This window comes from Gardnerella sp. c10Ua_31, assembly GCF_055700915.1.
The window spans coordinates 37,908-64,362 of the sequence record NZ_JANUYG010000001.1 but is presented as its reverse complement, the minus strand read 5'-3'; the positions used below and the strand labels follow the sequence as shown (position 1 = coordinate 64,362).

Here is a 26,455-nt window from a genome sequence, read left to right as displayed (position 1 = left end):
GAATCTATCCCCTAAATATAAAACGACGAATTGCAGAAACGTTAGAGAAGATTCGTATTCCTAAAACAACAATAACAGCCGTTTGCAATTGTGCACCAACTCCAAGCTGGTTGCCAAGCAAGACTAAAAGCGTTGCAGCAATAACATTTGAGAAGAACGAAATAACAAACACTTTGTCGGAAAAGCTGCGCTCAAAATAAGCTCTAGCAGCGCCAAGAAGAGCATCTAGTGCAGCAAGCACCATGATTGGCAAATACGGTTGAATAACCACTGGAATATCTGGATGCACAACAATGCCAATAAGTGCTCCTAAAATCAATCCAAGAATAGCTGTCATAACCTATTTCCTATCTTTCCTATCTTCTACTAGTCAACTCTTTTGCAAAATTGACTTCTCCCGTTCCAGCTGCCGACAACTTTAAGTTATTAGTAGCTGAAACTTGTGGATTAATACCAGCATTTGTAAGAGAAGTAAACCATTCAGAATGCTTTTGAGAATTTAACTTTTCAATAAGGCTAGAGCTGTCTCCTATTGCCTCAATCGTATACGGGCTTTGAGTTTGATTAACTCCAACAAGAATCGTGGATCCTGCAGTACGAATCGATGTTTGAGAACCAATCCTGTATCCGTTAATTGATATTGCTTCTGCTCCAGCATCCCAAAGAATAGAAACAAAGATTTGAATATCTCGATCGCTAACAACCTTGATTCTAGCACCTTTAGACATTTCTCTAGGAAGAGAGCCATTAGAAACATCGTTACTTGCAGAAATAGGATTTGCAATAGTTAAAACAACACCAGGGCCATATACAGCGTGAGTGCCATTAGTCATGTTGTCGGATTTATCAACTTGATTTTCGTACGGAGTGTTAATTCTTTTAGACTCTTTGTCTACACTAGCGCGAAGCTTTGCAACTTCTTTAACAAGATTATCGAATCTGCTTGCGTGAGTCGTAAGCTCGTTCGCTAAAGATACGCGTATAGCTTTACGCGAATCAGCGTGTAGTTTACGTACGAATTGACTACCAACAGTACCAACAGCAATGCAAATTAAAAAAACAATTATTCTTGTAATCCAAAGACTAATCTTGCTAACATTTTGCTTATTTAGTCTAGAATCCATAAAAAGCGGATCAACTGGCCTGTTGCTTAAATCATCTATTAGTCTAAGAGAATAATCTTCAAGCCTACGATGCCTATCTCGATGCGATGAAAAAGTATACGATGAATTTGTAACGTGATGAGCGCCTAAATTAAACACGGATTTAGAAAATACTGCTCTGCGCTTAGAAAACAAAACAACAGTTGGAGCAGGAAAAGACTCTGGAGCTTTGCCACTAGAGGCATAATCTCCGCTTTGATTTAGATTAGAAGTCTTTTCCACCATGATTCATCCGTTGTTATTGATTAGTTTTCAAAAATCGTAAGAATTATTTAGCCTTTTTTATTAGTAGCTTATAAGCTTGTATACAGTACAATATTCCCGCAAACCAATAAAGCGTTATTCCCCAAATCGCACATGCAATTGCAGCAGCATATAGAATAAGCACTGGCTCTGTTGCAATCGCGAAAACAATCATAAATAGAACAATAGTTACCATTAGCAATGCTGTTCCAGTTTTGCCCATAAAATTAACAGGCAAAGGGCCATAGTCGTATTGTGCAAGAATCACAATTAAAATTGCCATTATTGCGTCTCGCAAAACAACTAAAGCTAATGCCCACCAAGGTATAATCTTTGCAAATGCTAAAGCTAGTGTGCTGCAAACTATAAGAAGCCTATCTGCAATAGGGTCTAGAATCTGACCTAATTTGCTAACCTGATTAAAAGTTCTTGCAATATAACCGTCAATACAATCAGAAAGTGCAGCAATTGCAAGAACAATTAAAGCAGGCCACATTTTGTGTTGCGCAATTAAAACAGCAAGATAAGGTATTGAGCATATTCTTAAAAAGCTAATAACATTAGGCACAGTAAGAACTCGATTAAGCGCTTCAGGACTATATTCCTGACTATAAACGAATTTGACCATACCTAATTTCCTTAAAACTTTCTAAAAATAAAATTTCAATACTAATATTATTGCGAATAATAAAATATTGGGGCACTTTTATGCCCCAATATTTCTACGCACGCCAAGCTTCTTGAGCAATATTACGAATAGAATCAATTGCTTGAGCTGGGCTACTTGCTCCGTAAACTGCAGAGCCAGCAACAAGAACATCTGCTCCAGCTTGTGCAACAGTTGCAGCAGTAGATGGGCTAACTCCGCCGTCAACCTGAATATGCGTGCTTAGTCCGCGGCGCGTAATCTCATCGCGTAAACGGCGAACCTTGTTCATTTGATTGCTTAAGAACTTTTGACCACCAAAACCAGGCTCTACAGTCATAATAAGAACCATGTCGAACTCGTCTAAAATATCGAAAATAGGCTCAACTGGCTCAGCTGGGCGAACTGCAAAGCAAGCTTTGCAACCCATATCTCTAAGCTGGCGCGCAAGACGCACAGGAGCGTGAGTTGCACCCATGTGGAAGCTAACAGAATCAGCCCCGAGCTTAGCGTATTCTGGTGCCCAACGGTCTGGGTCTTCAATCATCAAATGAACATCTACAGGAAGATTAGTAACTTCGCAAATGCGCTTTACAATCGGCTCCCCCAAAGTCAAATTCGGTACAAAATGATGATCCATAACATCAACGTGAACAAGATCAGCATTGGAAATTGCTATAAGATCTCTTTCAAGATTGCAAAAATCTGCAGAAAGAATGCTAGGTGCTATTTGTATATTCATGTGTTCCATTCTAAGAAAAGCAAGCGACTAGAAAAACAAAATCTAACTAAAACTAACTAAAGCTAACTATTTAACTTAGATTCCTCTTTGGCTTCTCTTTTAGAAACCATTTTTGTTTTGGATTGAAGTTCGCGCTCACGTTCGTATGCAGTAATGTCGATTAAACGGTTCACAAGATTTGCTCGCGATTTTTTACTATTTTGCAAAATAACAAAAACAATAATCGAAGCAATAAAAATAACAATCGATACCCAAACGTTAATTCTTACTCCAAGGAAAGTGTGTGAAAAATCAATGCGTAAAGCTTCAATCCACATTCTTCCAGCCGTATACCACATTACGTAAAGAACAAACTCAGAACCAGACTTAAGCTTGCTTTTAAGCGCTTTACTAAAGCATATAAGCAAAGCAGCACCTGCAAAATTCCAAAGCATCTCGTACAAAAACGTTGGGTGAAAAAGTGTGCCTTCTGGGCATGTAAGACCGTCGTAGCATCTTTCAGCGTGACCAATTGCATTTGATGCCGAATAATTAAGTTTTAATCCCCATGGAAGTGTTGTAGGAGCGCCATAAAGTTCTTGATTAAACCAATTGCCTAAACGCCCTATTCCTTGAGCTACAAGCAATGCAGGAGCTGCACAATCAGCAAGTAGGCTTATAGGATATTTTCTGTACGCGCAAAATGCACTAGCAGCCAAAGATCCAAGTATTACTCCACCCCAGATTCCAAGTCCACCATTCCAAATCCTAAAAATTTCTAGAAAATCGCCATTTGCTCCAAAAAACTTCTCTGGAGTTGTAATAACGTGATATAGACGCGCGCCAACAATTCCCATAGGAAGGCTTACAAGAGCTATATCTAGAATTTGGTTAAAATCTCCGCCTTCTCGCTTCCATCTTCGATTTGCAATCCAAATTGCAACTAGCGCTCCAGCAAGAATCGAAAGAGCATAAAATCTTAATGTAATAGGTCCGAATGTAATTTGAGAAATACTTGGACTAGGAATAGCACAAATCGTCATATTCTTTACTTTCCTTTATTTTCTTTTACTTTCAACAAAACATAAGGACTTTTGTTAAAACGTTTAATTGGTAAATTCTAATTGGTAAAAACTAATATTAGAATCCAACAGCTTTGATTAATGCCATTAAAACTGGCGCACACAGCAAGATTGAGTCCACTCTATCTAAAACTCCGCCATGACCTTTAAGCAAATGACCCATGTCTTTAATGCCAATATCTCGTTTAAGCATAGATGCGCACAAATCACCAAAAGTTCCAACAATTCCAGACAAAATGCCCATAACAGCAGGCATCCACCAGAATTTAATCCAAGATGTTCCATAGAATCCAGCAACAATCGCGTAAGCTCCGATTAGTGCAAGAAGCATAGATCCTATAAGTCCTTCAACAGACTTTTTTGGAGATATTCGTGGAGAAAGCTTATGTTTACCTAACCATGCTCCAGCAAAAAGACCACCCGTATCGCTTAAAGCAGGTAAAAATATGAGTAGCATTGCGTGCGCTACAGCTTGTTTAGAATCAGCTATAGATAAAATAATGCAAGAAGCAAGAAGAGGAATGTACAACACTACAAACAACGAAACAGCTGTATTAGTAAAAGTATTAGCTTTTAAGCTTTTAGAAGTTGCACGCTGTAGTTTCTTTTCTACAGCACGCATAGTTCTTTTAGATACAGTGCTATTTAGAGTTGCAAAAATAACAGTTAAAATAAGCGAGGCAGTTATTCCACTTGCCATTGCAACTGCATGCCACTTTGCGTAGAAGGTTGAAAAAATCGTAATAACCGAGCAAATAGACAATACAGCAAAAGGAATCCTAAACCCCGCTGTAGCAAAGTCAACGTGCAATTCCCACAATGCAAGAAGCATAAAAACAGTTAAAAGAACAACAAAAGCATCTATACTTACAAGAAGACATGCCACAATTACAGCAATCAGCAGCACTGCAGTTGCAATAGCTTGTGGCATGTTCCTGCCAGTTCGCTTGTTTATATCTGTTAAAGCTTCATAAGCATCGTTTGTAGCATTTGAATCCAAAGAATCAAACCTCCATGATTTCCTTCTGCTTGCCTTCTAGCAAAGCGTCTAAGGAATCGGTAACTTGCTTAGTTACTTTATCTAGTTCTTTTTGCAAGCGATCGCCTTCATCTTCGCCAATCTCGCCATCTTTAACAGACTTATCAATGCTTTCTTTAGTCTTGCGACGAATATTTCTAACAGCAACCTTGCCTTCTTCTGCCTTGGTCTTAGCAAGCTTTACGTATTCCTTACGTCTGTCTTCAGTAAGCTCTGGCATTGTAACGCGAATAACATTGCCATCTCTGTTAGGGCTAACACCCAAATCTGAATCGCGAATAGCTTTTTCAACAGCATTTGCTTGCGATGCGTCAAAAGGAGTAACAGAAAGAGTTCTTGGCTCTGGAACGCCAATAGAAGCTACAGCCTTAATAGGAGTTGGAGCACCATAATAGTCAACCATAATGCCATTAAGAAGAGCAGGATTAGCTCGACCAGTCCTAATGCCCATAAAGTTTTCTTTTGTAGCTTCAACAGACTTGTTCATTTGTTCAAGAGCCTGATCAATAATAGCTGGCATGTGTTCTCCTTTATTGGTATTAGTTGTGCCAATTAAAATTTTATTTATAAATTTTATGCTTGTTAAATTTTACGTTATTAAGTTATTGCCTAATTTGCATGTTTGATTTATTGATGAGTTATTTATTGGTGATTATTCACTAATATTTCATCTATTAAGCAAATGTAGGCTCATCGTTAGAAACCAAAGTTCCAATTTGATCTCCGACTAATGCACGAGTAACGTTTCCTTCTCCTTCTAGACCAAATACACGAATCTTTTGGCTGTTGTCTCTAGCCATAGAAAGCGCAGAAGCGTCCATAACTGCAAGACCATCAACAAGCGCGCGATGGTAATTAAGAGTGAGGAATTTCTTAGCATTAGGATCTTTGCGAGGATCTGCACTATAAACTCCGTCAACTCCATTCTTGCCCATTAAAACTTCATCGCAATGAATCTCTAAAGAACGCTGAATAGAAACGGTATCGGTTGAAAAATAAGGCATTCCAGCGCCTGCACCAAAAATTACAACTCGGCCTTTTTCTAAGTGTCGAATTGCTTTAAGTGGAATATAAGGCTCAGCAACTTGACCCATTGTTATAGCAGTTTGAACGCGAGTTGCCTGCCCTGCTTGCTCAAGAAAATCTTGCAAAGCTAAGCAATTCATAACAGTTCCAAGCATACCCATGTAATCGCCGCGACTACGATCGATGCCAGCTTGTTGAAGCTCTGCACCGCGGAAGAAGTTTCCGCCGCCAACAACTATTGCAACTTGCACGCCTTCATGCACTGCTTTTACAATCTCGCCAGCAATTCTACGAATAACATGAGTATCTATACCAACGGCGCCACCGCCAAATGCTTCTCCCGAGAGCTTTAACAAAACTCTACGAGACTTGCTTTCCCCCGCTTGTGCGATAGTCATAAAACTTTCCTCCAGTCATAACGGCGAACGCAAGCATATCTTTGTTATAATATCTTTCAATAACGACACAGCAAAACACGATTTTTAACATGATTGTGGCGATTTTGTGCCGATTTTTATTTTAAGCATGTTTTGTAACGTTTTAAGCATGTTTTAGTCGTGTTTTAGTAAATACTAAATAGAGTTTTGTTCAAACGCATAAAACAAACGAATAAAAATAGCGCAACAGGCGGAATCAAACCCATTGCGCTATCAATACATGAATTAATCTAAAAATTAAGATTAATCATGTTTTTTATTATTTTTATCTTGGTTAGTATTTTGACTATCATCTAGATTCTCATCACCTATTTCTAAATGATGCTCATCGTAGCCTTGCAAGTAACGCGTACGACGCCAATGGTGAATAGAAGCATTTGTACCGCGGTGATGCACGTGGTACTTTCTAGGAGTTCCACCATGTGGCAGCTCTTTAACTTCCTTAGCAACAGCAATCTGATTCACGTTAGAAGGATCCATAATTGCGATTGGCGCAACAGGTTCTGGCTCAGTCGGAGCTGCCGTTCTGCTACTAAGCTTTGATGGGAGCCATTCAGCAAACCAAGAAAGAGCCCAACAAATCAAGAAGTACACAATTGCAGCAACAGTCAAAGTTTGCAAAATATTAAAGTACATTGATCCAAGTCGTCTAGATTCTTGGAGCAAATCAGTGTACATAATTATGGAACCTAATGCAGTATCTTTTAACACAACAACAAGCTGAGTTACAGCTGCTGGAAGCATAGCGAATATAGCTTGCGGCATTTCGATTTGTGTTAAAGATTGATATTGAGAAAGTCCAAGAGCTAAAGATGCTTCGCGCTGACCGTTAGGAAGATTTCCAACGCCAGATCGAACTAACTCTGCAACAACAGAACCGTTGTACAAAATCAAAGACAACACAACAGCCCAATAAGACGCTCCACTTATTCCAGCAAACGCAAATCCTCGCCAAAGGAAGATCATAAGCAAAAGCACTGGTACTGCTCGGCAAAACTCAACAACAACTGCAGAAATGCTACGAAGAATCAAGCTAGGCAATAGTCTTAAAAGACCAAACAAAAGTCCAAAAACTATTGATCCTGCAACAGCAAGAAGCGAAGCTTTAAGAGTCATCCACAATCCTGGAAGATAAAAATCGCTCCAAGCTTCCGATTCTACAGCTGGATTCCACAATGCCCACGAAAGCTGATTCTCGCCCTCTGGAGGATTGCTAAGTCTTAAAAGCAAAGCAATAACAATAAGCGCAAACACAACGCACGCAACAATATTTGCAATGCGAATCTTCTTTAGAGCCTTAGGTCCAGGCGCATCAAATAACAGAGATTTTTCTTGTTCTTTTGCCATTTTTATCACCTTCTAACCGCAAGCTTATTAGACAAATAAGTTGTAAGAATACCAATTGGAATAATCAACACAATGTATCCGCATGCAAAAATCAAAAAGATTGGAACAATCAAATCTGCATGCCTTTCAATCATCTCGCTCATAAGAGTAGATGTTTCAGTTGCAACAGATGCAGCAGCAGCAACAGTGGAATTTTTAAGCAACGCAATAAAAGTGTTTCCAAGAGGTGCTACAGATCCGCAAAATGTTTGAGGCAAAATCACATTAAAAGCTGATTGGAAGAAGTTAAGCCCAAGCGCTCTACATGCTTCTGCCTGACCCAAAGGTACTGTATTTAAGCCAGATCTTAAAGATTCGCAAACAAATGCTGCAGTGTAGAAACTCAAGCCAGCAATTGCAAGCCAGAAGAAGTTTACGCTAAAAACAGCAGAAAAACCGAGCTTTAGCTGAGCATACACGCCAAGAACCATAAACACCATGATTATAGTTAGAGGCATATTCTTAAAGAACTCAACATATGCGCTTGCAATAAGTCGAAGCGAATGAATTGGACAAATCCTCATCATAACTAGAATCACGCCAAGAATCGTGGAAAATAGCACGCTCCATAATGTGATTTCAATATTTACCAAGAATGCTCCTGGAATATTGTACGAGGTAAATAATTGCACAAAGTCTTGCATTTTACTCCTCCCCCTCATTTGGTACTGGCGGATTATACTTTGCGTTTGGCTTAAAACCAGTTCCGTGCATATTATCGTCTAATGCCCTTTTCCATGAGCCATTTTTAATCATGTCTTTAAGAGCATTATTAATGCGCTTAGCTAGCTTAGTGTTTCCTTTTTTAATGCCAATTCCGTAGTGTTCTTCAGTAAATGGCTTACTAACAAGCTTTAGTTTGCCGCGCGATGCTGTAGCAAGACCAGCGAGAATAATATCGTCTGTTGTAACAGCGTCTACGATTCCAGAGAATAATGCTGTTGCACACTCCGCATAACCAGGCTGTTGCATAAGTTGAACTTTTGAAGAGTACTTCTCTTTAATAACTATTGCAGACGTAGAACCAGTTACCGAGCATAAGCGCTTTCCATCTAAATCGTCTGGGCCACTTACTTTATGCTCGTCTTTACGAACCAATAAATCTTGACCAGCAATAAAATATGGTCCTGCAAAAGAAACAGTGTTTTTTCTGGCATCTGTTATGGAATATGTTGCAACAATCATATCCACATCGCCATTTTGAAGCATTGCTTCGCGCTGTTTTGAAGGCGATTCCTTCCAAACAATCCTATCTTCGGAGTAACCCAACTTTTTGGCAACATACTTTGCAACGTCTACATCAAAGCCAACGTAGGTTCCAGACTTTTTGAAACCAAGACCAGGCTGATCAAACTTAATACCAATGCGTATTACGTTACTGCGATTATCGCTACTGCAAGCGCTAAGCGGGAAAACGCAGCACAATACGCAAATCATAGATAAAATTGCGCGATATGTATGCCTTAATCCCAGTTTGCAGCGCTTACACTTAAGAGCAATATTGTGTAAATATTTCATAACTACCTCTTAAAGACTTAAAAATCGATATTAATGATTTCAATTAAGAATCAAATTAATGAGTCAAAATCTTTGAAAGGAAGTCTTTTGCTCTGTCTGTCTTTGGATTCTCAAAGAACTCTTCTGGCGTATTTTGCTCAAGAATTCTGCCATCTGCCATAAACACGATTTTGTCTGCGGCTTTACGCGCAAAGCCCATCTCGTGAGTAACGCAAATCATGGTCATTCCTTCTTTTGCAAGCTCAACCATAACATCAAGAACTTCGTTAACCATTTCTGGATCAAGTGCAGATGTAGGCTCATCAAAAAGCATAACCTTTGGGTGCATTGCAAGCGCGCGAGCAATTGCCACTCGCTGCTGCTGACCGCCAGAAAGCTGAGAAGGCATCTTGTTTGCTTGATTATCTACGCCAACTCTAGCAAGAAGATCCATTGCTAAACTTTCTGCTTCTTGCTGTTCCATATGGCGAACCTTAATAGGAGCAAGCGTAACGTTTTCTAGAATCGTCTTGTTTGCAAAAAGATTAAAGGACTGGAACACCATTCCTACTTCTGCACGCAATGCGGCAAGTTCTTTTCCTTCTTGAGGAAGAGGCTTACCATCAATGCGAATATCTCCAGAATCGATTGTTTCAAGACGATTAATCGTCCTGCACATTGTTGACTTACCAGAACCAGAAGGTCCAATAATAACAAGCACTTCGCCTTTATCGACCGTTAAGTTAATATCTTTCAAAACGTGAAGCTTGCCATAATGTTTTTCAACATGACTAAGTTCCACTAAAGGCTGTGCTACTTTTTTTGTATTGTTTAATTTAGTATCCATAGAAAGGATTTTAATGTTCTTGTGTTACATGCGTTTATCGTAATAGTTACTTTTAACCAACTATAGAGTTACGAAAAACATTAAAAATGATACAAAAATGTTAATTTTACATAAAAAATGCCGTTAAGCCTTGATTTTGGTTTAGTTAACCAAATGACTTAACGGCATATGAATACTAATTCTTGTTTAACGCTTGCGACTACTCGTCTTCTTCTGGATCGTAGTCAACGCCAGTTTCTGCACGCTGTTCAGCAGAGATTGGAGCAGGAGCGCCAGTTAGAGGATCACGACCGCCACCAGCCTTAGGGAAGGCGATTACGTCGCGAATCGAGCTTGCGCCTGCAAGAATTGCAGCAGTACGATCCCATCCCAAAGCAATACCAGCGTGAGGTGGAGCACCATACTTAAACGCTTCAAGCAAGAAGCCAAACTTTTCGTCTGCTTCAGCTTTATCGATTCCAAGAACGTTAAGAACGCGATCTTGAATATCGTCGCGGTGAATACGAACGGAGCCGCCGCCCATCTCGTTACCGTTGCAAACAATGTCGTAAGAATCGCTCATTGCATGTTCTGGGTCTTTATCGAACTTGTCAATCCAATCAGCAGATGGCATTGTAAATGGATGATGCATAGAAGTCCACTTGGAGTGGCCAACTGCAACATCGTCATCGTCTGGATCATCCGTGCGCTTAAACAGTGGGAAGTCAACAACCCAAGTAAAAGCAAACTCATCTGGGTGAAGCAATCCTGCGCGGCTAGCAAGCTCTACGCGGACAGCACCGAGCAAAAGCTGAGAAGATTCACGGCTGCCTGCTGCAAAGAACACAGCATCGCCATCTTGCGCACCAACAGCTTCTTTAAGTCCTGCACGCTCTTCTTCACTAAGATTCTTAGCAACAGGGCCTTTAAGCTCGCCATCTTCACCAAAGACTACGTAAGCCAAGCCCTTAGCTCCGCGCTGCTTAGCCCAATCCTGCCATGCATCAAACTGACGACGAGGTGTATCTGCACCGCCCTTAAAGAGCACAGCGCCAACATAAGGAGCTTGGAACACGCGGAATGGAGTGTTCTTAAAGAAGTCAGTCAACTCAATAAGTGGGTTTCCAAAACGCAAATCTGGCTTATCGGAACCGTACTTATCCATTGCTTCCTGCCAAGTGATTCGAGGCAAAGGAAGAGTAATCTCGTGACCAGCTTCTTTCCAAATAGCTGCAATAACGTGCTCTGCCATAGCCATAACATCTTCTTGGCTTGCAAAGCTCATTTCCATATCGAGCTGAGTGAACTCAGGCTGACGATCTGCGCGGAAGTCTTCATCGCGGTAGCAGCGAGCAAGCTGATAGTAGCGCTCAACACCAGAAACCATAAGCAACTGCTTTAAGAGCTGAGGAGACTGTGGAAGAGCGTACCAAGAGCCTGGAACCAAGCGCGCTGGAACAACAAAATCGCGAGCGCCTTCTGGAGTGGACTTAATAAACGTTGGTGTTTCTACCTCTGTAAAGTCCATATCTTCCAAAGCGTGGCGAGCAGCCTTAGCCATATTAGAGCGAAGTTTCAAATTGCGCTGCATTGATGGGCGACGCAAATCAAGATAACGGTACTTCAAACGTACGTCTTCGCTAGGAAGCTTGTTTTCGGACTCGTTTTCCAAAGCTGTAGAAACTTGGAATGGTAACGCATCGGACTTAGCGAGAATTGTTACTTTATTTGCAACGATTTCGATTTTTCCTGTTGCTAAATGGTCATTTTCATTGCCATCTGGACGCAAGCGAACTTCGCCAGTAACTTGCACAACAAACTCGCTACGCAATGGTCGCGCAGTTTCTTCATCGTAAATAACAACTTGTACTAAGCCAGTGTTGTCTCGAACGTCTACAAAGGCAACGCCACCGTGGTCGCGGCGACGATCAACCCAACCAGCAATGGTTACGTTTTGTCCAACTAATGTCTCAGTCACTTCAACGGCATGGTGTGTGCGATACGCCGTCTGGCTCATAAGTCCACTTCCTTGTTTGAATAATTTTGTTAATTTTTGTTTTGACTTTAATAGTTTACCGCATGAATCGCGCTTTCAAATATTAAAATCGTAAAAAGCAAATCGCAAATCTTAAATCTTAAAAAGCAAATTGCAATTATTGAGCGCAAGAAACAGTTTGATGTGCATATGCGTCATCTGGCTGCCAAGACGTAACGTCTGCGCAAACTTGCTCTCCTGTAATAATGTTTTTTACTTCATCATGACTAGATTCAGAATCCGTACTATCTGCTGGGAACCAAACGTATGGAATACCCAACTTATCTGCATATTTGATTTGTTTACCAAGCTTTGCTGCACTTGGAGAAACTTCTGTTGCAATTCCTCTAGAGCGAAGCTTTTGAGCAATATTGTTACAAGCTGGCCTATCTTCCTCGTTCCAAACTGCAACCATTACTGCAGCAGGAGAAACGCGTGAAACTGTAGCTCCAGCTGTGTGAAGCATGTAAGAGAGCAAGCGCGAAAGACCTATAGAAAGACCTACGCCTGGATACTTTTTGTTTCCTTGAGAAACAAGATTGTCGTATCTTCCGCCAGAGCAGATTGACCCTAGGGATTCAGCGCCTTCTAGGAACGTCTCGTAAACTGAGCCAGTGTAATAATCCAAGCCGCGTGCAATCTTCAAATCTGCAACAACAGATCCTGGACGAATTTTTGATGCATCGTCTACAATCATTGCCAGCGTTTCTACGCCTTCAATAGCTAAAGCGTAAGATTCATTGCTAGAATCTCTAGAAATATTGTGTTTATCGCATAAATCGTTGAATTTAGTCTTTAACTCTTCACCACTATTAGCGCTAAGCTCTGCCAGCTCTAAGCATGCTTCAGCTTGAGAATCCGAAGCTGCGCATTCTTTTACAAGAAGATTTGCAACTTCTTTTGCGCCAATCTTATCTAGCTTATCGATTTCTCGAAGAACACCTTCAATATCACTTAAGCCAATTCCTCTATAAAAACCTTCGGAAAGCTTGCGATTATTCGCGTGAACAGTGGCTTTTGGCAATCCAAACTTGCGCAAACGCTCCAAAGCTTCGACCATAACAAGCGGAAGCTCCACTTCGTAGTGAGATGGCAAGTCGCCATTCCCTACAACGTCAATATCTGCTTGAACAAACTCGCGGAAACGTCCTTCTTGTGGACGCTCTCCACGCCAAACTTTTTGCATTTGCCAACGCTTAAATGGGAATGCTAAATCGCCAGTGTGTTCAACAACATACCTACTAAGAGGAACTGTTAAATCAAAGTGCAATCCAATGCGATTTTCAACTGGTGTGTCGCTTTCGTGACCCACTTCTTGCAATCTAGATAAAAGATATATTTCTTTACTAGTTTCGCCTTTTTTCAACAAGCTTGAACCCTGCTCAACAGCACGAGTTTCAATGCCTATAAAACCATTTAATTCAAAGACTTCCCGCAATGTGTCCATAACACGCTGCTCAACAGCGCGCTCACTTGGAAGCCACTCGGGAAAACCAGATATTGATGAGCCTTGTACCATGTCCACTATAATAGGTTATGTTACGGAAAAATCATGGCTTACCGTCATACTTATTCGTAACACTATTACCGTGCATATGCTCTAAGGAGTCGTCCCGTGACCGAACAGACTAAACCTATAGAAACTACTAAACAAGCTACCCCAAAGCCGCATGCTCCTTCGCCTGCAAGCTTAGCAAATAAAGCTCGCGTTGTTGCTGCCGTTCCTGCTATTTCTTATAGCGAAGAAGACGTTAAAACCGCAAAAACCTTTGGGCGCGTTGATGAAAATGGAAATGTGTATGTTCGAGAAGCTGGTGGAGAACGCGAAGTAGGGCAATACTCTACTGGCACTCCAGAAGACGCTTTGACTTTCTACGTACACCGTTATCTTGACTTAAAAATCAAGCTTAATCTTTTTGAAAAAAGACTTGAATCTTCTAACGTAAGGCCAAAGGAAATTGACGAGACCTTAGCTACTTTAGATGCGGAGCTTAAGGAGCCATCTGTTGTTGGAGATCTTGCCGCTTTAAGCGCGCGACACGCCGAGCTAAAAACTAAAGCTGCATCTAAAAAAGATGAACTCGCTAAAGCTCGCAAAGAGGAGCTAGAGAAGGCTCTTAAAGATCGCACAGCCATTGTTGAACAGGCAGAAGCGCTTATTGCACAAATGGGCGAGTCTACAAATTGGCGCTCGCTTTCCGATAAGCTTCGTTCGCTGTTCGATAAGTGGCAGCAGCATCAGCGCACTACGATTCACTTAAACAAGGCGGATGCGGATGCTCTTTGGCAGCGTTTTTCCAAGGCTCGCTCTGCGTTCTCTCAAGCTCGCTCTGCTTGGGTTAAAGAGCGAGACAATGAGCGCAATAGTGCTAAAGAGATTAAAGAAGCAATCATAAAAGAAGCGGAAAGCCTAAAGGATTCTACTCAATGGCGTGAAACTTCAATGAAGTTTAATGCTTTGATGGATCGCTGGAAGAAGGCTGGCAATGCCGGTCGTCAACACGACGACGAATTGTGGACTAAGTTCCGCGAAGCTGCAGATGCTTTCTACCATGCTCGTCAAGAAGATAGAGAAAAGATGAGCGCTGGCGAAAAAGAAAATCTTAGCAAGAAGGAAGCTTTGCTCGTTAAAGCAGAAGCTCTTGTTCCTGTTAAAGACGAAGAAGCTGCTAAAGCTGCTCGCAAAGCTTTGTCTGAGATTCAAGAAGAATGGGACAAGATTGGTTTTGTTCCACGCGAAGATATGCGCAGAATTGAATCTCGCTTGAACGATGTAGACAAGAAGATTAAGGCTGTTGAAGATGCTGCTTGGAAGGATGCAGACCCAGAAGCAGATGCTCGCAAGTCTAGTTTTGCTGCGCAATTGAAGGCTCAACTCGAGGATCTTGAGTCTAAGATTGCAAGCGAAAAAGATGCAAAGCGTAAAGCTAAGCTACAGGCAGAAAAAGCAACTAAAGAACAGTGGCTTAACGCTATTAAGTAGTTTGTTTTAATGTCTTAATAAAATAAAGCATATTGCAAATAAGGCTGCTTGACGAAGAGTCAAGTGGCCTCATTTTTTATCGATTAATCGATTAATGATTTTGCAAGACTAACAAATGTATTCGCTAATTGAGTGTTTGCTAGTTTGCCATCTTTTGTAAGAACAGCAGGTCTGCCCGATTCTCCAATTTCTCTAATACTTGTGTCTAACGGGATTTGAGCAAGAAGAGGAACACTCTTACCAAGAGCTTTGCAAAGCTGATCGCTCACGCGCTTTCCGCCTCCCGAACCAAAGATTTCTAAGCGTGCTCCATTATTATCGAACCAACTCATATTTTCTACAACACCGCGCACATTAACTGGAATTTGCAAAGCCATAAGCCCCGCTCTAACAGCAACATCCGAAGCGCTAGGTTGAGGTGTTGTAACAACAACAAGCTCCACATTCGGCAATGATTGTGCAACAGCTAAAGCCATATCTCCTGTTCCAGGAGCCAAATCTAAAAGAAGCACGTCTGGATCTGCCCACCAAACATCGCATAGAAATTGCTCAAGAGAACGTTGCAAACGGGGTCCTCGCCACAAAATCGCGCGATCTGTTCCAGCAAACATTCCAATAGAAATCAGCTTAACTCCCCAAGCTTCAACTGGCATAAGCATGCCATTCAGATTAGTGGGTTGAGTTGTAACTCCAAACATGCGTGGCAATGAAAAACCATAAACATCTGCATCTATTGCTGCTGTTTTATAGCCAAGAGATGCAAAAGTGGCAGCCAAATTAGCTGTTATAGAAGACTTTCCAACTCCGCCTTTTCCAGATGCAATAGCAAAAATCCTTGTTTTAACGCCATTTTTATTGAACGGGTTTTCTTTACGCTCCTCTTTTAAATCCGAAACAAGCTTTGCAAGCTTATCTTTGCTCATAGCGCTTACGTTTACTGTTGGAATAAGCGTTGCATTTGGGTACTTTGCTACAACTGATTGAACTCTTTGCGTAATAACTTGAGCTAATGGGCAGTCTGGAACAGTAAGCTCAATGTCTATAGAAACGCTATAAGTTGGATTATGATTATTTGATTCGCATGATTTTTCGCTTACGCGAATGCCCGTAACCATGTTTAATTCGGTAACAGAACGCCCTAATTCTGGATCAATCACACTACCCAATAAGTCGTAAATACGCGTTTCTAATTCAACAAGATTATTACTCATGTTTTTACAATTCACTTTGCGAATCAAGTGTAATATCGTTTTTTAGTGCAGATTCAACACTACCCGTTTTAAGTAAAATCTTAAATTGATTCTCGTTCAACATTGGTATGCCAAGTTCTTCTGCTTTAGCTTCTTTAGATCCAGCATTTGCTCCAACAATCACACAATACGTTTTTTTACTAACAGAAGATGCAGCTTTTCCGCCTCTAGATACAATAGCCTCCTTAGCAGAATCTCGTGTGAAATCTTCTAAAGACCCTGTAACAACAACAGTTTTGCCACTAAGCGTTTGCTCAAGATTATTGGATTGTGCGGAATCGTTTCCAACAACTCCAGCTTCTTTCCATTTTCTTAAAACTTCGCTACGCCAATCGTTAGAATCTTTTGATTTTTCAAACCAATCGTAAACAGCTTGAGCAATTTCTGGACCAACGCCATCAATTTGAGTTAAGTCCTCAATAGTAGCATTTGCAATATTCTCGATTGAGCTAAATCTTGCAGCTATAAGGCGAGCTGTTGGAGGCCCAAGCCTGCGAATAGAAAGTGCCACTAGCACACGCCAAAGAGGCGCAGACTTACCTTTTTGAGCTATTTCTTCTAGCATTGCTCTTGTTGTTTCGCTAGGACGAGTGTATTCTGGTGCTTCAACTGTTTTAAGAACATTATTTATGCGAATTTTCTTTTCAACTAGCTTTGTTACATACGCATCTACAGGAACTTCAAACAGCGGGTAGTTTGGACTAAAAGATTCCTTAGATTCATCGCCGATAGAGTTGCTAGAGCTACTATAGCTATCAGAATTACTAGAATTACTAGAATCATCATTCGACTTTCTTCTAGTAGCTTCTAGAGGCCTAGTCCAAAAAGCTGAGACTTGCCTCCATAATCCACTTCCGCCAATCTTTTTAGATCGTTTTTTAAGTTTTCCGTCTTTTCCTACTTCTTCCCATTCTTCAACAAGCGGAATTTCCTTCCAAACTTTAACATTTCGCAAATCGTTAGCACTAAGGTTAAAAATATCGGCTTCGCTAGTAAGAACAGGAGTTTGAGGAGCAGGAAGATCGCAATTCGACTCTGGTAGAATCGGCGGATTAGAAGATCCGCGTTCAACAACTATTTTGCTTATGCTTTTATCTTCAATATAAACTTTTGACGTTATTGGCCTAGAATCTTCTGGATTAGTTAGAGCAAGAGCGGATGCTTCGCCAAGATTTTCAATATCAAAAGCTTGTCTTGAAGCCAAGTTGATTATGCGCTCAGTAAGCTGAGCTGGGCAATTTTCTACATTAGGGCAGCGAATGTCTTTGTCGCCTTCTTTTGTAGGAGCAAGTTTTGTTCCGCAAGATGGACAATACTCTGGCATAACGAATTTTTTCAATTCATTTTCTCTGCCATTTCTATATTTGAGCACAGGTCCAACTAATTCTGGAATAACATCTCCAGCTTTGCGAACAACAACTGTATCTCCAATAAGTACGCCTTTATGCTCAACTTCGTATGGATTGTGCAAAGTTGTACGAGATATTGTGGAGCCTGCAACAGTTACTGGCTCTAAAACAGCTACTGGGGTTACTCTTCCTGTTCTTCCAACTTGAACAACAATATCTTTTAAGCGCGTGTTAACTTCCTCTGGCGGATACTTGTACGCAATTGCCCAACGCGGCGCTCTAGAAGTTGCTCCGAGCTTTCTTTGCAATGAGCGATCGTCTACTTTAACTACAATTCCATCTAATGCATGAATAATAGTGTTTCTATGCTCACCATAGTAGTCAATCATGTCTTCTATTTGTTCAAAAGATGTAACTTTGCGCGTATATGGAGAAACAGGAACACCCCATTTTTTGTACAATTCGTAAGCGTCCGATTGGTTGAATGATGTTTGGGTATGCGCATTAGATTCGCCACCGCTTTGCGCTAAGTCCTTCCACTTTAGATTTCCTAATCCGTGTGCTATAAAACTCAAGCGTCTTGTGGCTGTAATTCTAGGATCTTTTTGTCTTAAGGAGCCTGCAGCTGCGTTTCTTGGATTTGCAAAAGGAGCTTTGCTTAAATCTTCTTGCTCAATATTCAGTTTTCTAAAATCCGTCCACTTCATAAATACTTCGCCGCGGATTTCCACAAATTCTGGAATATCGTCTGGATTTTCTCCATGCAATTGCGTAGGAATTTCTTCGATTGTTCTTACGTTTAGCGATATGTCTTCTCCAGTAACACCGTCTCCTCGGGTTAGTCCTTGTTCCAAAGTTCCATTTCGGTAGATAAGATTTAGCGCAAGTCCATCGATTTTTACTTCGCATGTCATTGGCAACGGCTTATTTTCTGGCCATTGCAAGTCTCGAATAATGCTGTTATACCAGGATTTTAATTCATCAATCGAAAAAACATCATCCAAGCTCATCATTCTTGAAGGGTGACGAACTGGCGCAAAATCGTTAGAAAAAGTTCCGCCAACTCTATGTGTTGGCGATTGAGGCGTGTCTAAAATCGGGAAAGTAGCCTCAAGTGCGCTCAAAACTCGCATTCTTGCGTCGTAAGCTGCGTCGGAGCTTGTTGGAGAATCGTCAACATAGTATGCGATTTGATCTGCTTGCGCCCATGCAGCCAATTTTGCCCATAATCTTGCGCCTTGTTCTGTTGTTAAAAGCGAAGGATCAAGCTTAGCTAATTGCATTGCGTCCGAATCTGACGGCTCTAGCTTAGCAATCCAATTGTCAAAATCTGCGATTGAACTAAAAGTGTTAGACTCACTTAAATCACTTGTTACATCGTGAGATTGCTTTACGCTTTGGATTGACGCAAATTTGCCATCATCGCTTGGCTCATTATTATTTTGTATATTTTCAGCATTATTAACACTATCTAAGTCATCAAAAAGTGACAATTGCGCACCGATTGAATGTTGCATTGAATCACCATTAGATGCAGCCATGAGTCTTCCCTTCAAAGCGTTTTAGTCTATTTTATAGCTTATTTAACAAGAATTTATTAAGCGTTAAGAGATCGCAAAAATTGCATTTGAACAATACTTTCAGAAGAATCGTTTCTAAAAAGCATTCTAGATCTAGCAACAGAAAGAGTTCGCGCAATAACAAACATACCCTCATTAACAGTGACTTTTGCAGCTTCGTCAATAATCTCATATGCATTAACATCTGGCCAATTCACAACATTATTTATTTCTAGCATTTCTTTTGCTTGATGCAAGCTTTTAGGAACAGAAATGCATTGAGATTCAACTCTACTTAAGAGTTCTGCAAGCTCTACTTCTAGAGATTCATTTTTTTCACTAAACAAGTCATCTGCAACCATATATGCAGCAACAGCGAGCGGGAAGTTATCTTGCATCCACTCTGCGTATGCTAGCCTGTAGTAAATAAACGCAGCATCTTCTCTATCGAAACATACTTGTAAAGCGTTTAAGCATACTGCTTCTACAGAAGGCCAATCTTCTTGACGAGATAATTGCGAAGCTAACTTTAAGTGAGATATAACATACGTTGGAGCATAAGAAACCATTGTATTTAGATGTTTTAGCGCCTCTTTACTCCTTCCAAGCTGGCCGAGTAAATCCGCAATCTCCATATGCGCGTAGAAAAGTCCGTCTGGTATAAGCCTCATTTGCTCGTTTTGCGTTGCAAACATGCGATTATAAACAACGCGCTCAGCATACGAGTTGAAGTATCTTGGAACAACATCCCCAGAAGCAAACATATCGTCAAAATGCTTTATATTGTTTTCATACTCTTCGATTGCGCTTTCTAAATCTCCACTCATAAATTGTTCGTGAGCATGCACTCGCATATTGTAAATATCTTTTGAAGCGTTAAACGATATTTCTGGTATTTCTTTTTCGTCTATTAATGCACTTATTACATGGTTTGCTTGATCGTTTAGCTCTGGATCGTTAATGCTTTCAACAATATCCATTGCCATACGAGCTTTTTCTGCGTTCGTCATAATTGCTTTAGACGCTATGTGATTAAAATCAGCAACCGCTTGTTGTAAAACGTCTTCGCGCTGTATTGAAAGGCCTTTTGCGTCTTGAGTTGCTAACAATTCTTGCGACTTTGCGTCAAAAATTATGTCGGAAAACTCTGGTTCTTCTTGAGCACCATGCGGCGCAAAGCAGCTGTCTCGTAAGTCAAACGTTGGCTCAATTTGGTTTAATGAGCCGTTTTCATCGACTTGCAAAGTTGCATTAAACTTTTTATACGTTTCAAGAGGATTATTTAATCCGTTTGCGCGTATGTGCTTTAAGAACGACTTTCTAGTAAAAGTAACAGTTAGCAACGGTATAATCGAAGGAGATTTGCTAAACGCTGCCATTGGGTCTTCGTTTTTTGCGCTATTATTGCTATCGCTATTACTACTATTGCTATTATCGCTACGATTACCGTTAGCGCTATTATCACTGTTGCTTGCGCTTGTATCTTCAAGATTTTCTACAATGCTTTCAACAAGACTATCTGAAGTACTGTCCGCACTACTATCCGCGCTAGACCCTAAATTAGCAAAACCACTACTAACGTCTCCATGAATATCCCCATCTTTTGGATCGCCTTTTGCTCTTGCAGCATTTTTATTCATGTGATTAAGAGCATTAATCGTTTGGCTTAAAATTTTATTCATAGCAACGTCTTGAGCTGCAACCATCTCTTCTAAGCCGATTGAATCTAATCGTATTGAAACGTTTTGCACTTCTTCGCTAGCACCAAAAGCAAGAGTAGCCAGCATTAATCCAAGACGAAGATTGTAGTTAGTTGTCATTTTGGATCTGTTTTGTTCGCTTATTGGAACAAAATCTTTTTTAACACAATCGTATGTTAGATTAGGCATCATTGAATTGCCTGTTGCCATAAACGATAATGCAACATTCCCACTATCTAAATTAGATCTAAAATCAGCATCGAATCTAAAAGGCAAATAAAGGCTTCTGATTAGTTCCGAGAGTCTTTGCCTGTACGACCATTCACAATTAGAAGATCCGTCAGCTTTATAAATATACAAATCATTAGATTTTCTTGCACGGTTAAGTAAATGCAATAATGGCCTAATATTGTTGTCTTGCAACGGGTCGCCAAAAGAATTCATGTCGATCTCGCCACTTGCACAAAAAGCTGGATCGTTTATAAAAGCCATGTCCATTGCGCAAACTTTATTATAAGTTGCGTTATTTTCTGTTAAATCACCGCCATTAGAGCAGTTTTCTTCTAAGCAATTGCTAATAGACTGAAATCTGTTTATTGCGCCTTCTATACGCAAAGCTTTTAACGCGGATTTTGCCTCCAAAGAATCATCCCAAACTAAAAAGTTTGCATCTGAACATTTAGATTTTTGCAAATGCAATCTTTCAGCGGCGTGTTCAGCCTCTAATGCTCCAGCGTCCTCTAACGCTCCCGCATCTGCCATTAAGTACGTAAAATATTTCTCCATTGCAGATACGCGTAGACCAGCTCTCTCTGCCGTGTTTGCATCGCAAACGCTTCGCCTAATAGCACTCAAAGGTGCTTCTTTTGTAAGATGCCTAAATATGTTTCCAGACCCAAATCCGCTAAAAGCTAACAACATATCTGGTACAAAAAATGACGCAAAATAAGATATAGCGATTGCGTCAAAATAACTAAGATTGCAACGCAAATTATTAGGCAAATCTACACGCGTTTCTTCTAGCGTATAAGTTTCTTTTTTAGTATTTGCTTTACGAATCCAAGACGACACCCATTGAATTCCGCCATCTTTAGAAGTTTGAACAACAACATCTCCCTTAATAACAACTAAATCATTATTTGACTTATTCTTAAAACCACTTTTTTTGATATGGCTTGCGCTATGGCTCGCTTTATGACTTGCTCGAGTAGTTTTTTTATCAATGCAACCGTAGAATCTATCTGAGTTAGAAATAGTCATAGAGTTTTGCTCAACAAAAGACAATTCGGGTATATTTTCCGTTGTATCTTCAATTGTTACAGTGTGCCCTTCGTAAACTCTGCCTTCTAAATCAGCAACAGCAACTTGGTAAAAACGTTTGCGATCTTTGCTAAACAATCCAATTGAAATACCTTGTTTTTTGCCGTAAATCTTAATCCAACCCAGTTTTGTTGAGCTAGGCATAAAAGGAAAATCGTTAAAAATATGTTTTTTTGAAAATAGCTTAACAGGAATTGAGTTTTTGCTCTCCCAAAGCGTATCAATTGTACGTAGCGCAATCTGCATGCTTCTATCTGCGTTATAATTGCAATTTTTTGCATTATGGCAGATTGAATCAGCGTTATTGCTAGATTGCACTTGGTTTTGCATAATCCCCATTCTTTCTTATTGCACAACTTTAACGTAAGACAATAAAATTCTACACAATTGATTTATACGCATCTTATTGATTCTTACTGAACATTCTAAGTATAGCGAACATTCTAAATATAAATGATTGTTGAATCGCAAGCATGTAATCAAATTTTATAGAAAATCTTACTAAGATTCTGCTAAATCATGTTAAATATGCAAATATATGATCGCAACTATTTTTTATGCAAATTCGCGCAAGTTCCACAAATAATCGTGCATAATCCTTCCATAATCTTGTCTACTGGAGAAGCAGCTCGCCAATTTAAGTACAGCGATCTGTACGGCTTTGGACTATTAAACTCGCGAATTGTTAAACCAGCTGGCTGAACAATAGGCGGAAGAGTCGCAAGACGCGGAAGCAATGTTACATCTTTGCTTCCAACAACCATGTATCGTAAGGTTTCCAAAGATGTTGCACAAAATTCGGACTGTTTTGCTCCAACCTTTTGACAAACATCAATCATACTTCGTCTCATACAATGTCCATCTTCCAAAAGAAGTATTTTTTGACTAGATAATTGAGACAAATCGATTGGAGATTTTTGGTTTCCTAATTGCGAATTTGTTGACGCTGCTAAAACAAAATCTTCATCAAAAATATGATTAACCTTTATTGACGATTCGTCTAACTTTTCACTCAATATTGCTGCATCGATTTGACCATTATTTAGCAATTCGATTAAAGTTGCGGACTTTTCTTCAACAAAACGAATAGTAAAATTCGGCTTAATCTTACGCAGAACAGGTATTATTCTAGGCAAAAGATATGGGCATAATGTTGGGAAAATGCCTAAAACTATTGTAGAAGACCAAGGATCTTCTAAGCGCCTTGCTGCTTGATAAATGTTAGAAACATCCGAATGAATACGCTTTGCATAATACACTACTTCTCTTCCTGCAGGAGTTAAAATCTGCTTTCCTGGAGTTCTCTCTATAAGACAAACTCCAAGCGTGTCTTCTAGCTTTTTAATCTGCGTAGATAAAGTTGGCTGAGAAACGTGCATGCGCTCGGCAGCTTTTGTAAAGCTTTCTTCTTTTGCAAATGCAATTAAGTATTCAAGCGATTTAATGTTCAAGTATTTATCTTTCTGTGCGTGTTATAGGTGCGTTCTATGCGTATTCTATGAATGTTCCATGCATGATTTTAATTATGTGGATCTCTAATTAAATAGTCGAAAGCACTAAGAGCTGCATTTGCGCCAGAACCATATGCTGTAACAATTTGCTTATAAGGCTCATCCGAGCAATCGCCAGCAGCAAAAATGCCAGGAATACTCGTGCATCCTTTTCTATCTGTTACTATTTCTGCCCGATTGTTTAAGCTTAGTTTATTTGCCACCCACTTTGTATTTGGCATTAAACCAATTTGAACAAACACTCCGTCTGTGTGCAAAATTTTCTCACGATTTTCCGCATTATTCTCATTGCGATCCATATAATGCACTGCGCTAACTTTTTTGTTATCTCCTTCTATTTTGCTAAGAGATGCACTTGTTATTACATTCGTATTAGAAAGAGAATGCAAAGTGTTTAGCAATATTTGATCCGCTTTAAGAGAATCCATAAACTCTATAACAGTAACGTGATTTGCAATTCCTGCTAAGTCTATTGCAGCTTCGACTCCAGAATTTCCTCCACCAACAACTACAACATTCTTGTTCTTAAACAAAGGGCCATCGCAATGCGGGCAGAACGACACTCCCCTGTTTCTGTATTCATCTTCTCCAGGAACGCCAAGTGTTCTCCACGTAGCGCCTGTTGCAATAATCACCGCTTTAGCTTTTAGACTTCCGCCAGATTTAGTGTTAATCGTGTGTAATCCGTAAGGTTCTTCTGCAACGTCTAAAGACGTAGCCCAATCGGGAGTAAATACGTCAATATTGTATTGAGCAATGTTGTTTGTTAAATCGTTAGCAAGTTTTGCGCCTGTTGTGTGCGTTTGAGAAATGTGGTTTTCAATGCTTTCTGTTTCAACAACCTGACCGCCTCTGTGGTCCATAATCATTGCTGTTTTAAGACCTTTTCTAGCTGTGTAAATCGCAGCAGCGCTCGCAGCAGGACCTCCGCCTACAATAAGAACGTCGTATGGGTTTTTAGCGTTCATTTTTTGCGCTAGTGAAGAATCGCTAGCCTCCGTAGAATCGCTAGAATCGCTCGAATCGCTAGAATCCCCATTTTCTTCTTGTCTTAAAAGCATCGCAACTAATTCGTCTATAGATGACCTTCCAGAAGAAATCATCTTTCCGTTTTCAAAAACAGCAGGAACACTCATTACGCCAAGAGCATCTACCTCGTCTTTGAAAGCGCTTCCTTCTACAGCAATATGCTTTACTTTTGGATTGATAATCGAAATTGTATTAAGTGACTGAACAACCTCTGGGCAATTAATGCAAGTAACAGACATGTATGTAGTAATATCATGACTTCCAAGTTGCAAAATTGCTTTGCGCTGGTCTTCGCTTATTTTGGGAGCATAACCACTTACTTGTAAAATAGCCAAAACTAAAGAGCTAAACTCGTGACCAAGTGGCAAACCTGCAAAACTTACAGAAACGTTATTTTGCGGATTAGTAATTGAAAAACTTGGGATTCGCTTCGTGCTACTTTTATCATCTTTTATAACAGTGATTTTGTTGCTTTGATTTGCTACTTCTTGCAAAAGCTCAATAACTTTTTGAGAATTTTCACTGCTATCAACGTACGCAACAAGATTAATCGGATTAACCATTTTTTCTAACAATCCAGCAAGTTGAGTAGTTAAATTTGAATCTAATAAAGTCATTATTTTCACTTTCTGTAGCAATCAAAGCAACGTGTAAATTGTGTTAAAATCAGTCGATAAAATCAGCAGTTAAAATAAGCAAATAAAATCAACTGTTAAAATCAGATTTTCCCAACTAAGTCAATAGATGGAGCAAGTGTTTCTTCTCCCTGCTCCCACTTCGCTGGGCACACTTCTCCTGGGTGAGATGCAATAAATTGTGCAGCTTTAACTTTGCGAAGCATCTCGTCGGCATTTCTACCGATTCCGTCTGCTGTCATCTCGTAGAATTGAATATTGCCTTGAGGATCCACCAAAAAAGTTGCGCGATGAGCTAAACCAGATTCCTCATTTAGCGCATTAAAGTTTCTAGAAAGCGCGCCGTTTGGGTCTCCAAGCATTGTGTATTGAACTTTTGCAATAGCTTTAGAATCATCGTGCCAAGCTTTGTGAACAAAGTGCGTGTCTGTTGAAACAGAATAAACTTCTACACCCAACTTTTGAAGCTCTTCATAGTGGTTTGCAAGATCTTCAAGCTCTGTTGGGCACACGAATGAAAAGTCTGCTGGATAGAAGAAGAAAATAGCCCATTTTCCAAGAACGTCACTGTCGCTTACTTCTACAAAATTGCCATTCTTGTATCCATTTACCTTAAATGGAAGAATATGCGTACCAATAAGGCTCATAACAACTCCAATCTTTACTTGTTTGCTAAAATCTTTTATTGCTTTTTGCAATATTTTTAGTTAAACGTGTTAAATAGCTTGCTTAAGAATCTAGATTTAACCGTATTTTTATAATAGATTATTTGTATTAATAATCCTATACGTATAGATAATCTCTATAGACTTACATGTGTTATGTCAATAATGATTTTGAAAACTAACTTAACTTTGTAAAATTCTGGGACAAAAGTCGATGCGCAAAAACAAAACTATCAAAAACGGGATTATGAGCCAAAAGATAACTGACTAATCGTATTTCACTAATATTCATCAACTTAGCTTTAAACATTTTTGGCCTATACACAAGAATTGCGCACTCAAAATTGAATTGA

General features: G+C 39.9%; 21 protein-coding genes. 1 reads left to right on the top strand and 20 read right to left on the bottom strand.

Annotated elements, in window-relative coordinates; all coding sequences use genetic code 11:
• Nucleotides 1-4: 4 nt before the first annotated feature.
• The 14 genes from NYP55_RS00270 to hisS form a co-directional block, all read right to left on the bottom strand.
• Complete coding sequence (locus NYP55_RS00270) at nucleotides 5-337, bottom strand: small basic family protein (protein WP_004130859.1); 333 nt, start codon at nucleotides 335-337, stop codon at nucleotides 5-7.
• Between the two features lie 19 nt (nucleotides 338-356).
• Nucleotides 357-1,388, bottom strand: a complete 1,032-nt coding sequence (locus NYP55_RS00265; RefSeq protein ID WP_060785981.1) for a DUF881 domain-containing protein — start codon at nucleotides 1,386-1,388, stop codon at nucleotides 357-359.
• Nucleotides 1,389-1,431: 43 nt separating this feature from the next.
• On the bottom strand, nucleotides 1,432-2,034 hold the full coding sequence (locus NYP55_RS00260; protein WP_060785980.1) for a CDP-alcohol phosphatidyltransferase family protein: 603 nt from the start codon (nucleotides 2,032-2,034) through the stop codon (nucleotides 1,432-1,434).
• Nucleotides 2,035-2,128: 94 nt separating this feature from the next.
• Complete coding sequence (gene rpe, locus NYP55_RS00255; RefSeq protein WP_004130865.1) at nucleotides 2,129-2,794, bottom strand: ribulose-phosphate 3-epimerase; 666 nt, start codon at nucleotides 2,792-2,794, stop codon at nucleotides 2,129-2,131.
• A gap of 62 nt (nucleotides 2,795-2,856) precedes the next feature.
• Entirely contained in the window at nucleotides 2,857-3,816 is a 960-nt protein-coding gene (lgt, locus tag NYP55_RS00250) for a prolipoprotein diacylglyceryl transferase (protein WP_060785979.1), read from the bottom strand.
• A 97-nt stretch (nucleotides 3,817-3,913) separates the two neighbouring features.
• Nucleotides 3,914-4,855: a phosphatidate cytidylyltransferase gene (locus NYP55_RS00245; RefSeq protein ID WP_060785978.1), complete on the bottom strand. Its 942-nt coding sequence runs from the start codon at nucleotides 4,853-4,855 to the stop codon at nucleotides 3,914-3,916.
• 4 nt (nucleotides 4,856-4,859) lie between these two features.
• Nucleotides 4,860-5,414 (bottom strand): ribosome recycling factor, encoded by a 555-nt coding sequence (gene frr, locus NYP55_RS00240; protein ID WP_016635318.1) that lies wholly within the window; start codon nucleotides 5,412-5,414, stop codon nucleotides 4,860-4,862.
• Nucleotides 5,415-5,568: 154 nt separating this feature from the next.
• Nucleotides 5,569-6,318 (bottom strand): UMP kinase, encoded by a 750-nt coding sequence (pyrH, locus tag NYP55_RS00235; RefSeq protein ID WP_004130872.1) that lies wholly within the window; start codon nucleotides 6,316-6,318, stop codon nucleotides 5,569-5,571.
• Between the two features lie 282 nt (nucleotides 6,319-6,600).
• Entirely contained in the window at nucleotides 6,601-7,704 is a 1,104-nt protein-coding gene (locus NYP55_RS00230) for an amino acid ABC transporter permease (protein WP_180963223.1), read from the bottom strand.
• 5 nt (nucleotides 7,705-7,709) lie between these two features.
• Nucleotides 7,710-8,387: an amino acid ABC transporter permease gene (locus NYP55_RS00225; RefSeq protein ID WP_060785976.1), complete on the bottom strand. Its 678-nt coding sequence runs from the start codon at nucleotides 8,385-8,387 to the stop codon at nucleotides 7,710-7,712.
• A gap of 1 nt (nucleotide 8,388) precedes the next feature.
• The gene (locus NYP55_RS00220) at nucleotides 8,389-9,261 is read right to left on the bottom strand and encodes a glutamate ABC transporter substrate-binding protein (RefSeq protein WP_472781398.1); all 873 of its coding nucleotides are present in this window, start codon (nucleotides 9,259-9,261) and stop codon (nucleotides 8,389-8,391) included.
• A gap of 55 nt (nucleotides 9,262-9,316) precedes the next feature.
• The gene (locus tag NYP55_RS00215; RefSeq protein ID WP_032835928.1) at nucleotides 9,317-10,087 is read right to left on the bottom strand and encodes an amino acid ABC transporter ATP-binding protein; all 771 of its coding nucleotides are present in this window, start codon (nucleotides 10,085-10,087) and stop codon (nucleotides 9,317-9,319) included.
• A 199-nt stretch (nucleotides 10,088-10,286) separates the two neighbouring features.
• A complete protein-coding gene (aspS, locus tag NYP55_RS00210) occupies nucleotides 10,287-12,083 on the bottom strand; it encodes an aspartate--tRNA ligase (RefSeq protein ID WP_020758970.1) in 1,797 nt (598 codons plus the stop codon).
• Between the two features lie 136 nt (nucleotides 12,084-12,219).
• Complete coding sequence (gene hisS / locus NYP55_RS00205; protein ID WP_128814153.1) at nucleotides 12,220-13,620, bottom strand: histidine--tRNA ligase; 1,401 nt, start codon at nucleotides 13,618-13,620, stop codon at nucleotides 12,220-12,222.
• A 96-nt stretch (nucleotides 13,621-13,716) separates the two neighbouring features.
• On the opposite strand from hisS, the gene NYP55_RS00200 reads away from it, so the two are divergent.
• Entirely contained in the window at nucleotides 13,717-15,084 is a 1,368-nt protein-coding gene (locus NYP55_RS00200) for a DUF349 domain-containing protein (RefSeq protein ID WP_472781397.1), read from the top strand.
• A gap of 83 nt (nucleotides 15,085-15,167) precedes the next feature.
• Here NYP55_RS00200 and NYP55_RS00195 read toward each other — a convergent pair whose 3' ends face one another.
• The 6 genes from NYP55_RS00195 to ahpC form a co-directional block, all read right to left on the bottom strand.
• Nucleotides 15,168-16,295, bottom strand: coding sequence for an Mrp/NBP35 family ATP-binding protein (locus tag NYP55_RS00195; RefSeq protein ID WP_115793944.1), 1,128 nt, complete (start codon nucleotides 16,293-16,295; stop codon nucleotides 15,168-15,170).
• A gap of 4 nt (nucleotides 16,296-16,299) precedes the next feature.
• Nucleotides 16,300-19,224, bottom strand: a complete 2,925-nt coding sequence (gene ligA, locus NYP55_RS00190) for an NAD-dependent DNA ligase LigA (protein ID WP_472781396.1) — start codon at nucleotides 19,222-19,224, stop codon at nucleotides 16,300-16,302.
• Between the two features lie 56 nt (nucleotides 19,225-19,280).
• Nucleotides 19,281-22,592, bottom strand: a complete 3,312-nt coding sequence (locus NYP55_RS00185) for a tetratricopeptide repeat protein (protein ID WP_472781395.1) — start codon at nucleotides 22,590-22,592, stop codon at nucleotides 19,281-19,283.
• Between the two features lie 218 nt (nucleotides 22,593-22,810).
• The gene (locus NYP55_RS00180) at nucleotides 22,811-23,713 is read right to left on the bottom strand and encodes a LysR substrate-binding domain-containing protein (RefSeq protein ID WP_016635329.1); all 903 of its coding nucleotides are present in this window, start codon (nucleotides 23,711-23,713) and stop codon (nucleotides 22,811-22,813) included.
• A gap of 68 nt (nucleotides 23,714-23,781) precedes the next feature.
• Complete coding sequence (ahpF, locus tag NYP55_RS00175) at nucleotides 23,782-25,419, bottom strand: alkyl hydroperoxide reductase subunit F (protein WP_472781394.1); 1,638 nt, start codon at nucleotides 25,417-25,419, stop codon at nucleotides 23,782-23,784.
• A gap of 101 nt (nucleotides 25,420-25,520) precedes the next feature.
• Nucleotides 25,521-26,084, bottom strand: coding sequence for an alkyl hydroperoxide reductase subunit C (ahpC, locus tag NYP55_RS00170; protein ID WP_032816827.1), 564 nt, complete (start codon nucleotides 26,082-26,084; stop codon nucleotides 25,521-25,523).
• Between the last annotated feature and the right edge of the window lie 371 nt (nucleotides 26,085-26,455).